Source organism: Phenylobacterium sp. (assembly GCF_030693405.1).
In the GTDB taxonomy this organism is placed as follows: Bacteria; Pseudomonadota; Alphaproteobacteria; order Caulobacterales; family Caulobacteraceae; genus Phenylobacterium.
Genome location: NZ_JAUYAW010000020.1, coordinates 1 through 11,371, shown reverse-complemented (window position 1 = coordinate 11,371; position 11,371 = coordinate 1). Strand labels below are relative to the sequence as shown.

The following is an 11,371-nucleotide window of genomic DNA, read 5'->3' as shown; positions in this document are numbered from 1 at the left end:
CGAGATCCGCCAGGATCAGGCCGCCGAAAAGGTCTATGAGCGCACCCAGGCCTATGAAGAAGCGCACATCGGCGGCGCCTCCCTGGCTGAGGCCGCCCAGGCGGCCGGCGCCACGGTGATCACCTTGCCCGCGGTCAGTGAGCAGGGCCGCGACCAGGAGGGCCAGCCGGTCCAGGGCGTGACGCCTCGAATCCTTGAAGCGGCCTTCGCCCTCACGGAAGGGGAAGAGTCGGATCTCACGGAGCTGAGCGAGGGCGAGTATTTCGCCGTCCGCGCCGAGCGGGTGATCCCGGCCGCCCTGCCCCCCATCGATGAGGTACGCCCGCTGCTCACCCAGGTCTGGATGCAGCGTGAAATGCTCCGCCGCCTGGAGGCCAAGGCCACCGAGCTGGCCGAAGCCGTTCGCGGCGGCCAGACCCTTGAGGCCGCGGCCAGCTCCATCGGCGCCCGAGTGACCCGCGCCACGGGGCTCAGCCGCGCCACCGTCCGCCCCGGCGAGCGCCTGTCGGAAGACGCCCTGGTCCGGGCCTTCGGCGCAGCGCCGCAGGAAGCCTTCACCGCCCGAGACGTGCAGTTCGGCATGATTGTCGGCAAGGTTGAGGCGGTGCGCCCGGGCGATGTGGCGCAGGTGGCCCGCGCGGTGGAGGACGGCCGTGGTCAGGCCAGCATGGCGCTCTTCCGGGATCTGGCTGAGGCCTCCAGCCTGGCGGCGCGCGACAAGGTCAAGGTCCGCGTCGACGAGGGCCGGGCCCGCGCCGTCCTGGGTCTCGATCCCGAGGTCCCCGCCCCGAAAGCCGCCGCTGGAGCGCCGGCCGCGAAGGAATCCGCCGAGTGAGCCTGGAGCCCGAACCCGCCGACTTCACCGCCCGCTATGACTCGGGCGCGGCCCAGGTGGTCTGGACCCGCCTGATCGATGATCTGGAGACGCCGGTTTCGGCCTATCTCAAGATCGCCCAGGGCCAGCCCTACGCCTTCCTGTTCGAGTCTGTGGAAGGCGGCGCCTGGCGCGGGCGTTATTCGGTGATCACCCTCAAGCCGGATCTGGTCTGGAGGTGTAGAGGCCAGGTGGCGGAGATCGCCGAGGGCGACGACATCGCCGCGGGTCGGTTCACGACCCAGTCGGCCCCGTCTCTGGAGTCCCTGCGTGACCTGGTGGCCAGCGCCCGCCTGGAGATTCCCAAGGGCCTGCCTCCGATGGTGGCTGGCGTGTTCGGGGCCCTGGGCTACGACATGGTCCGGCTGGTGGAGCGGCTGCCGAACGTCAATCCCGACCCGCTCGGCCTGCCCGACGGGATCATGACGCGTCCCTCCATCGTCGCCATTTTTGACTCCATCGGGCAGGAGATCATCCTGGCCACGACGGTGCGTCCCGGCGCCGCGTCGGCCGAGGCTGCCTATGCCGCCGCCAAGGCCCGTCTTGAGGCTGTGCGTGAGGACCTCCGCCGGCCAGCCCCGGGCCTGACCGGTCAGGGCGTGGCGACCCCGGACGCCTTCACAACGCCGGTGAGCCGGGAGACCTATCGGGAGATCGTCGAGAAGGCGAAGGCCTATATCCGGGCCGGCGATATCTTCCAGGTGGTGCCCAGCCACAGGTTCCGGGCGCCCTTCCCCCTGGATCCCCTGGCGCTCTATCGGTCGCTGCGGCGGACAAATCCCTCGCCCTTCCTGTTCTATCTCAACTTCGGCGATTTCCAGCTGGCGGGCTCCAGCCCGGAAATCCTGGTTCGCCTGCGGGACGGCAAGATCACCATCCGCCCCATCGCCGGAACCCGCCCGCGGGGCGCGACGCCGGAAGAAGACCTTGCCCTCGAACAGGAGCTGATCGCCGATCCCAAGGAGCGGGCTGAGCACCTGATGTTGCTGGACCTCGGCCGCAATGATGTGGGCCGCGTCGCCATGCTGCGCCAGCCGGGCCGGAACGCTGAGACGCCACGGGCCAAGGGCCCGGCGGTTCGGGTGACCGACTCCTTCTTCGTCGAACGCTACAGCCACGTCATGCACCTCGTCTCCAACGTGGAGGGCGACGCGCCGGAGGGGGTTGATCCCGTGGACGTGCTGATGGCCGCCCTGCCGGCGGGCACGCTGTCGGGGGCGCCGAAGGTTCGCGCCATGCAGATCATCGACGAGCTGGAGATCGAAAAACGCGGCATCGCCTATGCCGGCGCGGTGGGCTATTTCGGCGCCGACGGCTCGGTGGACACCTGCATCGTGCTGCGCACCGCCTGCTTCAAGGACGGCCAGATGTACATCCAGGCTGGCGGCGGCGTGGTGGCCGACTCCGATCCGGACGCCGAGTATGACGAGACCCTGCACAAGGCCCGCGCCCTGCGCCGTGCGGCTGAGGACGCCTGGCGGTTCGTCTAGAAGACCGGGTCCGGCGACTCGATTTCCGTTTCCGCCATGGGTTGGCTGACCACGGGAGGCGCGGTGATCATGGCGCCGGCCAAGGCCAACGCCGCTACCGCCGCGAAGGCGGCCGCCGCCACAACGGGCCACAGGCGCTCCTTCTTCACCGCCGGCGCCAGCAGGCTTCTGGCCTGGGCGATGGCGTCGGAATCTAGCGCGGAATCGGTCAGGGACATGGTTTCAGCATCGGCTCGCCTGACCCCATATGCAATGTGGCGCTTTGCGCCGTGGCGAGCTTTCGTCCGATAACCGGTTCCCACATATCGGAACCCGCTCTAGAGGAATGGCATGATCCTGGTCGTCGATAACTACGACAGCTTCACCTACAACCTCGTCCACTATCTGAACGAGCTTGGGGCCGAGACGCTGGTCCACCGCAACGATGCGCTGAGCGCCGAAGAGGCGATCGCGTTGAAGCCCGAGGGCGTGCTCCTGTCGCCTGGTCCCTGCACCCCCAATGAAGCCGGCGTCTGCCTCGATTTGCTGGCCAAGGCGCCGGAGGACCTGCCGATCCTTGGCGTCTGCCTGGGTCATCAGGCCATCGGCCAGGCCTTCGGCGGCGAGGTCATCCGCGCCGCCAGCCTGATGCACGGCAAGACCAGCCCCATGCACCATACGGGCAAGGGCGTCTTCGCCGGCCTGCCCAACCCCTTTACGGCCACCCGTTACCACAGCCTGTCGGTGCGCCGGGAGACCATGCCCGAGGTGCTGGAGATCACAGCCTGGACCGAGGATGGCGAGGTCATGGGCCTGCAGCATGTCAGCCGGCCGATCTTCGGGGTCCAGTTCCACCCGGAATCCATCGCCACCGAAGGCGGCCACGCCCTCTTGTCCAACTTCCTTGACCTGGCCGGCGCAAAGCGCCTGAGCCCGGCCTGAGGCTTCCCCATGTCCGAGGCTTTCAAGCCGCTGCTCGCCCGCCTGGCGGATGGTGCGACGCTTTCTGAGGAAGACGCGCAGGTCTTTTTCGCCGCCTGCCTGCGCGGCGAGCCGACCCCGGCCCAGGTGGCCGCCGCCCTGACCGCCATGCGCATGCGCGGCGAGACGGTTGGCGAGATCACCGCCTGCGCCCGGGCCATGCGCGAGGCCGCCGTCACCCTGGATCACCCCTATCAGGTGATCGATGTGTGCGGCACCGGGGGCGATGGCCTGCACACCCTGAATATCTCCACCGCCGTGGCCTTCGTGGCGGCGGGCGGCGGTCTAAAGGTGGCCAAGCATGGCAACCGGGCGCTGTCGTCCCGGTCCGGCGCAGCCGATGTGCTCGCCGCCCTTGGCGTCAACATTACTGCCGGCCGCGACCAGCAGCTGCGCGCCCTGGATGAGGCTGGCCTCTGCTTCCTGTTCGCTCAGGTCCACCATGGCGCGATGAAACATGTCTCGCCGATCCGGGCTGAGCTTGGCTTCCGCACCCTGTTCAACCTCCTGGGGCCTCTGAGCAACCCCGCCGGCGCGCAGCGGCAGGTGCTGGGGGTGTTTTCCGAGCGCTGGGTAGAGCCCCTCGCCCGCGTGCTGGGCGGCCTGGGCGCTGAACGCGCCTGGGTGGTCCATGGGGGCGGCATGGACGAGATGACCACCACGGGAGAGACCCAGGTGGCCGAGTGGAAGGATGGACAGGTGCGCCTGTTCACCATCACGCCTGAGGCGGTGGGCCTGCCCAGGGCGGCCCTCTCCGACCTGACCGGGGGGGAACCAGAGGCCAATGCTGCGGCCCTGCGCCGACTGCTGGAGGGCGAGACCGGGGCCTATCGCGATATCGTCGCCCTGAACGCCGCCGCCGCCTTCCTGGTGGGCGAGCGGGTCGAGACCCTCCGCGAGGGCGTCGAGCTGGCCAGCCAGGTGCTGGACGACGGCCGCGCCCTGAACGCCCTGAACAAGCTTTGCGAGATCACCGCCTGATGAGCGACGTGCTGGACAAGATCGCCGCCTACAAGCGCGATGAGGTGGCCGCCCGCAAGCGTGAGCGGACGCAGGCGCAGGTGGAAGCCGCCGCGACAGCCCCCTCCCCGCCCCGTGGTTTTCTGAACGCCCTGAAGGCGGCCCACAGGCCCGGGCGCCTGGCCCTGATCGCTGAGATCAAAAAGGCCTCACCGTCCAAGGGACTGATCCGCGCAGACTTCGATCCGCCCGCCCTGGCCAAGGCCTATGAGGCCGGCGGCGCAACCTGCCTGTCGATCCTGACGGACGGACCCAGCTTCCAGGGGGCCGACGGCTATCTCACCGCTGGCCGTGAGGCGGTCAGCCTGCCGGCCCTGCGCAAGGAGTTCCTGGTGGATCCCTGGCAGGTCGCCGAATCCCGCGCCCTCGGCGCCGACGCCATCCTGATTATCCTGGCCATGGTCGACGACGTCCTGGCCGGTGAGCTGCAGACCGAGGCCCGCCGGCTCGGCATGGACGCCCTGGTCGAGGTGCATGACGAGGACGAGATGGCCCGCGCCAGCCGCATGGGCGCAGCGCTCGTGGGGGTGAACAATCGCAACCTGCGCACCTTCGAAACCGACCTGGCCACAACCGAACGCCTCGCCGCCCTGGCGCCGCCCGACGCGCTGCTGGTCACCGAAAGCGGCATCACAGGTCCGGCCGACGTCCGACGCCTGTCCGCCGCTGGCGCCCGGGCGATGCTGGTCGGGGAAAGCCTGATGCGTCAGACCGACGTGACTGCCGCCGTCCGAGATCTGATGTCGTGATCTGGCGGCGCAAGGCTGTCCGCCGCGTAGCGACCGCCAAGGCCCGCCAGCCCGGAAAAGCCCTGGCCGCCCGAGGGGGGTGGGTTTTCCTGGTCAATGACACCAATGACTTCCTGCCGTGGCAGTTCGGGGTCACCCGCTGGACCCGGCGCGAGCGCGCTCAGGTCGCAGCCATATTGAAGGCGCGGCTCGAAGCCCTGGCGCCGACCCCCTACCTGATGTTCATCACGCCAGAAAAGAGCGTCGCCTATCAGGAATACCTGCCGATGGGTCTGGCGGAGCTGAAGTCCGACCCCGGCCGTCCTGCGACGTGGATGGCCAGGCAGTTTCCGGCGCAGGTCCGCTACCTGCAGCCGTGGTTCGAGCGGATGAAGCGGCTGGGCTTCCTCTACTTCCGTGGCGACACCCACGTGAACTGGCTGGGGGGCTATCTGCTCTACCGATTCGTGATCGAGACTCTCGAGGACGCGGGCGTTGCGACCCGTCCAGCCATCACCTCCAGCGAGCTCCTGCAGGCGCGAGCCGGTTTCGAAGGCGATCTGTTCGTGCAACTGGATGAGAACCAGAGGCAGGCGTTCGACCTCGATGCCGACTATGGCCGCTGGCGGGCCATGCTGGAGGTCACCCTCAAGTACAACATGGACCCGGCCCTGGTGCGGGCCAAACGGTTGCCGCTCTCACCTGAGGACCAGGCCGGCTTCCATGGTCGGGAGATGCTGATCTACGAAATTCCCGAGTCGGTGCTGCCGCGGGTCGTGATCTTCCGGGACTCAACCGCCACCGATTCGATTCCCTTCCTGGCCGAGCACTTCTCCCGCTCGGTCTATGTCTGGCATGACGGGGACGTGCTCGCTGAGATCATCAGACGAGAGCAGCCGGACATCGTCCTGCACTTTGTCGCAGAACGCTTTTTGGCCACCTATCCCACGACCGTGCCCCTGAACTTCGCGGCTCCCTGACGGGCGCTCTGACCGATGTCCCCGCGGTCGCCCCCCGGTAACTTGACATTAAGATAGAACGCCTAGAGAACATCGCTAACGTTTGCGCTTTGTTCTCAAGGTTGGGAAGACCCATGCTGACCCGTAAGCAGCACGAACTGCTCATGTTCATCCATGAGCGGATCAAGGAAACCGGCGTCTCGCCCTCCTTCGACGAGATGAAGGAGGCCCTGGACCTGGCGTCCAAGTCCGGCATCCACCGCCTGATTACAGCGCTTGAGGAACGCGGATTCCTGCGCCGCCTGCCTCACCGGGCCCGGGCGCTTGAGGTGGTGAAGCTGCCCCAGGAGGCGACGACCTCCGCCCCGCCCAAGGGCCGCCAGGCGTTCAAGCCGCAACTCGTCACGCCCGGAGATTCGGCCCCCGCGGTCGCCGCGGCCAACGACACGCGAGAGCTTTCCGTGCTGGGCAAGATCGCGGCGGGCACGCCGATTGAGGCCATCCAGCAGGAACGGGATCGCCTGCATGTGCCCGAATCCATGCTGGGCGCTGGCGAGCACTTCGTGCTGGAGGTCCAGGGCGACTCGATGATCAACGCCGGTATTCTGGACGGCGACTATGTCGTGATCCGGCGCGCCGACTCCGCCAACTCCGGGGAGATCGTGGTCGCCCTGGTCATGGGCGAGGAAGCCACCTTGAAGCGGCTGCGTCGCAAGGGCGCCTCAATCGCCCTGGAAGCCGCAAATCCGGCCTACGAAACCCGCATTTTCGGCCCCGATCAGGTCGCGGTGCAGGGGCGTCTCGTCGGCCTCATTCGTCGTTACCACTAGGGCTCCAGCTCCAGGGCCGATGACCGCGCAGGTCCTGGGCCCAGCGGGCGCGCCAGACGCCATCCTTCCCCTGGCTCAGTTCCACGGAACCCCCCTGGGCGAAGTCGGCGCCGCTGAGCACGATCCGACCGGGGCAAGGGTCCGGGGCCAGCGCCGGCCGGACGATGACCAGTTCGGCTGAGGCGCAGAGGGTGGCCAGGGTCTCGGCATCAGGGACCTTCCGGCTCCAGTAGGCAGCGACCGAGACCGGGGCCTCAGGCTGCGGGCGACAGGTCCAACGATCGCAGACGAACATCTCATCCCGCGGCGCCTCGTCTGAACTGGCGATCAGGCCGTGGCGCTGCGCCCAGCGCTCCGCAGCGAAGCGCTTGACCTCCGGCCGCAGAAGAACGGCGCCCCCGGCCTGCCGCACCGCCACCTGCGCCCCGTCGGCGGCGATCCAGACTGTCGGCGACTCAGGCCGGGGCGCGAGGCTCACGGCCAGAGCGAAGGGCAGGCCCAGCCAACGCACCCCGCCCCGCCAGAGGCACATCCAGAGAATGCCCAGGAAGGCGCTGGGCAGCGCCCAGGCCGGAGCGCTGGGCACGAGCATGTTGGCGCCGGGAGCCTCGGCCGCCGCCTGGGCGACCCAGGTGATGGCGGCGATCCCCCAGCCCGAGACCATCAGCGGCACGTCGCCGAGGCCCAGGGGCGTGAGGGCCGCGCCGATGGCCAGGCTGGGCATCATCAGGAAGGACGAGATCGGAGACGCCGCCAGGTTGGCCGCCAGGCCATAGGTGGCCATCCGGTTGAAGTGCTGCAGGGCGAACGGGCCGGTGGCCATGCCCGCGACAAAGCTGGCGGCGAGGCTCGCGGCGAACCAGGTCGTGGCCGTCTGGACCATGCGGATCGGCCAGGGCGCGCTGATCTCACGGATCGCCTGCGGCCAGGCTTCCGCAAGCGCCACCAGGGCGGCTGTGGCCGCAAACGACATCTGAAAACCAGGCTCTGTCACCGCCTCGGGATGGATCAGCATCACGATCAGGGCGGCGAGCGCCAGGCCGTGCAGGCTGATGGCTCGCCGGTCGAAGATCACGGCGGCGAAGGCCACCGAGGCGGTGATCGCCGCGCGTTCGGCCGGGGCCGGCGCGCCGGAGACCACGAGGTAGCACCCGACCGCCGCCAAACCGAGTACGGCGGCCACCTTCTTGCTGGACACCCGCAGCGCCAGCCATGGCCAGGCTGCGGCGCCGGCCCGAACAGCGGCGAAAACGAAACCGCCGACGATCGCCATGTGCAGTCCGGAAATAGAGATCAGATGGGCGAGGCCGGAGGCCCTCATGTGCTCCATCTGCTCGGGCGGAATAAACGCCTGATTGCCCATCACCATGGCCGCGGCGAGGCCGCCGGTCTCGGCCCCCATGCTCGCCACGATCTGCTGCGCAAGACGCCAGCGCGCGGCGTTGATCCGCATGTCCAGCATCAGCCGCGCCGGCGGGGGCGCCAGGGTGACGCCCTGAGGCGGCGTCAATGCAAAGCCGACGCCGCCGATGCTCTCGTAGAAGGCGTCGCGGGCGAAGTCGTAGCCCCCCGGGCTCGCCGGCGGTGGCGGCGGGTTCACCAGGGCCAGCACGCGCACCGGCGTGCCGGGCGCCGGCGGGACGACATCACGAAGGGTCAGGCGCAGTCGCGTGGGGATGGCCTTGGGCGCCAGCCCCTCGATGTGTGTCGGGGCGACGATTATGCGACTGCCGCCGCTCTGGCCGGGACTGGCGACATCGACCACCCAGCCCTCCACTTGGGCCGGACCGCTCAGGGCCGGGGCGACAGGTCCCGCCACCGCCTGAGTGCGCAGCTTGGCTGTGGCGAACCCAGCCAGGGCGAAGGCGGCGAGAATCAGCACGAGCGCTGTCTCCCGTCGCACCGGCAGCCGCCGCGCCCCCACCAACAGCGCTATCGCCCATCCCAAGGCTGCGAAGGCGACCCAGGTCAGCGGCTCACGGCCCAGGGCGAAATAGAGGGCGCAGCCGATGCCGAACGCCACCGGCGTCCACAGACTCCAGCGATCGGCCTGGTCGACCATCTGGCGTCCCAGGGCGCCGAGAAGGTCCCGCACACTAGGAGGGCTGGACAGGCGCGTGCTAAGACGCCGGCCCCATCGCCCGGCGATCCCGCCGGCCTGCGACACCTCAAGACCCCCGACCTCGATGCCCGACCGTCCCGTCGTCACCCGGATCGCCCCTTCCCCCACCGGCTCCATGCACATAGGCACGGCCCGGACGGCGCTTTTCAACTGGCTTTATGCGCGCCACACCGGCGGAAAGTTCCTGCTGCGCGTTGAGGACACTGACCGGGAGCGCTCTACCCAGGCCGCCGTCGAGGTCATCTTCGAAGGCATGAAGTGGCTGGGCCTTGAGGCCGACGAGCCGCCGGTCTTCCAGGCCGCCCGCGCGGACCGTCACCGGGCCGCTGTGGACGACCTGCTGGCCCGGGGCGAGGCCTATCGCGACTATATGACCGCAGAAGAGCTTGAGGCCGAGCGAGAGACCGCCAGGGCCGAGGGCCGGGTCGTTCGCTCCCCATGGCGCGACATCACGCCCAATGACGCCCCTGACCGGCCGTTCGTGGTGCGCCTGAAGAGTCCGCTGACCGGCGACACCGTGGTCGCCGACAAGGTGAAGGGCGACATCCGCTTCCAGAACAAGGATCTGGATGACCTGATCCTGCTGCGCACCGATGGCTCGCCCACCTACAATCTGGCTGTGGTCGTCGATGACCACGACATGGGGGTCACCCATGTGATTCGTGGCGACGACCATCTCAACAACGCCGCCCGCCAGACCCTGATCTACAAGGCGCTCGGCTGGGAGGTTCCGGTCTGGGCGCACCTGCCGCTGATCCACGGCCCCGACGGCGCCAAGCTCTCAAAACGTCACGGCGCCCAGGCGGTCAGCGAGTTCGACTCCATGGGTTACCTGCCCGAGGCCATGCGCAACTACCTGGCTCGGCTCGGCTGGGGTCACGGGGATGATGAGATCTTCACCGACGAACAGGCCATCGCCTGGTTCGACATCGTCGATGTGGTCAGCGCCCCGGCCCGGCTCGACTGGGCCAAGCTCAACCACATCAACAATCACTATATCCGTCAGGCTGAGATCGGGCGTCTGGCGGATCTGGTGACCGGAATCCATGAGAGCCGCGATCTAGCGGTCCCGTCAGACCTCCGGTCGGTGCTCGAGCGGGCCATCCCGCTGGTCCGCGACGGCGCCAAGACCTTGCTGGACCTGGCAGATTCGACGGTGTTCGTCCTGGCCCAGCGGCCGCTGGCCATGCCGGAGAAGGCCGCCGGGCTGCTCAACGAGGAGACTCGTGGGCGGTTGGGCCGGCTGAGGGATCGGCTGGCGGAGGCTCAGGCCTGGGACGTCCCAAACCTTGAAGGCGAGATCCGCGCCTTTGCGGAATCGGAAGCGATCGGCATCGGCAAGTTTGGTCCCGCCCTGCGTGTCTGCCTGGCCGGCGTAGCCTCCGCCCCCGACCTCGCCGGCGCCCTGACGGCGCTCGGGAAAGAGGAAAGCCTGGGCCGCCTCCACGACGCGCTTTCGCCCGCTGCGTAAACCGCTATAAGGCCAAGCGAACAGACGTTTTATTTCCTACTCATTGAAAGGGGATGGCATGGGCGATACGGCGAAGATCAGCATCGGCGCCAAATCCGTCGAACTACCCATCTTGAAGGGTACGACGGGTCCGGACGTGGTCGACGTGCGCAAACTCTACGCCGAGGCCGATGTCTTCACCTACGATCCGGGGTTTACGTCGACGGCCAGCTGCGAGAGCAAGATCACCTATATCGACGGTGACGCCGGCATTCTGCTGCACCGGGGCTACCCGATCGACCAGCTGGCCGAGAAGTCGAGCTTCCTGGAAGTCTGCTATTTGCTGCTGCACGGCGAACTGCCCACGGCGAGCCAGTTCGCCGAGTTCGACCACAACATCACCTACCACACGATGTTGCACGAGCAGTTCGACCGGTTCTTCGCCGGCTTCCGGCGCGACGCCCACCCGATGGCCATCATGGTCGGCGCGGTCGGCGCCCTGTCGGCCTTCTATCACGACAGCACCAATATCGATGATCCGCAGCAGCGGATGATCTCGGCCCACCGCATGATCGCCAAGATGCCGACAATCGCCGCGCGGGCCTTCAAATACTCCAAGGGCCAGCCGTTCGTGCATCCGCGCAACGACGAGTCGTACGCGGAGAACTTCCTGCGGATGTGCTTCTCGGTTCCGGCCGAGGACTGGAAGCCCAACCCGGTCCTGACCCGGGCCATGGACCGCATCTTCATCCTGCACGCCGATCACGAGCAGAACGCCTCCACCTCGACCGTCCGCCTGGCCGGTTCATCGGGCGCCAATCCGTTCGCCTGCATCGCCGCCGGCATCGCCTGCCTGTGGGGTCCCAGCCATGGGGGCGCCAACGAAGAGGCGCTCAACATGCTGGCCGAGATCGGTTCGGTGGAGAACATCCCCGAAT

The 11,371-nt window shown here is 68.2% G+C and carries 11 protein-coding genes; 9 read left to right on the top strand and 2 right to left on the bottom strand.

Annotation, left to right across the window (positions count from 1 at the left end; all coding sequences use genetic code 11):
* Together Q8N19_RS04110 and trpE are read left to right on the top strand one after the other, a co-directional pair.
* Positions 1 to 835 (top strand): peptidyl-prolyl cis-trans isomerase (locus tag Q8N19_RS04110; protein ID WP_305588366.1); only part of this gene is annotated, 835 nt, incomplete at its 5' end.
* A complete protein-coding gene (gene trpE / locus Q8N19_RS04105) occupies positions 832 to 2,364 on the top strand; it encodes an anthranilate synthase component I (protein WP_305588365.1) in 1,533 nt (510 codons plus the stop codon). The genes Q8N19_RS04110 and trpE, both read left to right, overlap by 4 nt.
* On the opposite strand, the gene Q8N19_RS04100 is transcribed toward trpE, so the two are convergent.
* On the bottom strand, positions 2,361 to 2,582 hold the full coding sequence (locus tag Q8N19_RS04100; protein WP_305588364.1) for a hypothetical protein: 222 nt from the start codon (positions 2,580 to 2,582) through the stop codon (positions 2,361 to 2,363). The genes trpE and Q8N19_RS04100 overlap by 4 nt on opposite strands.
* Positions 2,583 to 2,694: 112 nt before the next feature.
* Here Q8N19_RS04100 and Q8N19_RS04095 point away from each other — a divergent pair, with 112 nt between their 5' ends.
* The 5 genes from Q8N19_RS04095 to lexA all read left to right on the top strand — a co-directional run bounded on the left by Q8N19_RS04095 (position 2,695) and on the right by lexA (position 6,861).
* On the top strand, positions 2,695 to 3,285 hold the full coding sequence (locus tag Q8N19_RS04095; protein ID WP_305588363.1) for an aminodeoxychorismate/anthranilate synthase component II: 591 nt from the start codon (positions 2,695 to 2,697) through the stop codon (positions 3,283 to 3,285).
* Between the two features lie 9 nt (positions 3,286 to 3,294).
* Positions 3,295 to 4,305, top strand: a complete 1,011-nt coding sequence (gene trpD / locus Q8N19_RS04090) for an anthranilate phosphoribosyltransferase (protein WP_305588362.1) — start codon at positions 3,295 to 3,297, stop codon at positions 4,303 to 4,305.
* Entirely contained in the window at positions 4,305 to 5,093 is a 789-nt protein-coding gene (trpC, locus tag Q8N19_RS04085) for an indole-3-glycerol phosphate synthase TrpC (RefSeq protein ID WP_305588361.1), read from the top strand. The genes trpD and trpC overlap by 1 nt, the downstream gene beginning before the upstream one ends.
* Positions 5,090 to 6,052 (top strand): hypothetical protein, encoded by a 963-nt coding sequence (locus Q8N19_RS04080; protein ID WP_305588360.1) that lies wholly within the window; start codon positions 5,090 to 5,092, stop codon positions 6,050 to 6,052. Before trpC ends, Q8N19_RS04080 begins: the two co-directional genes overlap by 4 nt.
* Before the next feature lie 113 nt (positions 6,053 to 6,165).
* Positions 6,166 to 6,861, top strand: coding sequence for a transcriptional repressor LexA (lexA, locus tag Q8N19_RS04075; protein WP_305588359.1), 696 nt, complete (start codon positions 6,166 to 6,168; stop codon positions 6,859 to 6,861).
* Here the strand turns inward: lexA and Q8N19_RS04070 are convergent.
* Positions 6,842 to 8,923 carry a ComEC/Rec2 family competence protein gene (locus Q8N19_RS04070; RefSeq protein ID WP_305588358.1) on the bottom strand — a complete coding sequence of 694 codons (2,082 nt, stop codon included), beginning with the start codon at positions 8,921 to 8,923 and terminating at the stop codon, positions 6,842 to 6,844. The genes lexA and Q8N19_RS04070 overlap by 20 nt on opposite strands.
* A gap of 124 nt (positions 8,924 to 9,047) precedes the next feature.
* Between Q8N19_RS04070 and gltX the strand changes: the two genes are divergently transcribed.
* Both gltX and gltA read left to right on the top strand, forming a co-directional pair.
* On the top strand, positions 9,048 to 10,454 hold the full coding sequence (gene gltX, locus Q8N19_RS04065) for a glutamate--tRNA ligase (RefSeq protein ID WP_305588357.1): 1,407 nt from the start codon (positions 9,048 to 9,050) through the stop codon (positions 10,452 to 10,454).
* Between the two features lie 58 nt (positions 10,455 to 10,512).
* Positions 10,513 to 11,371, top strand: an 859-nt coding sequence (gltA, locus tag Q8N19_RS04060; RefSeq protein WP_305588356.1) for a citrate synthase, incomplete at its 3' end; no start/stop codon positions are given.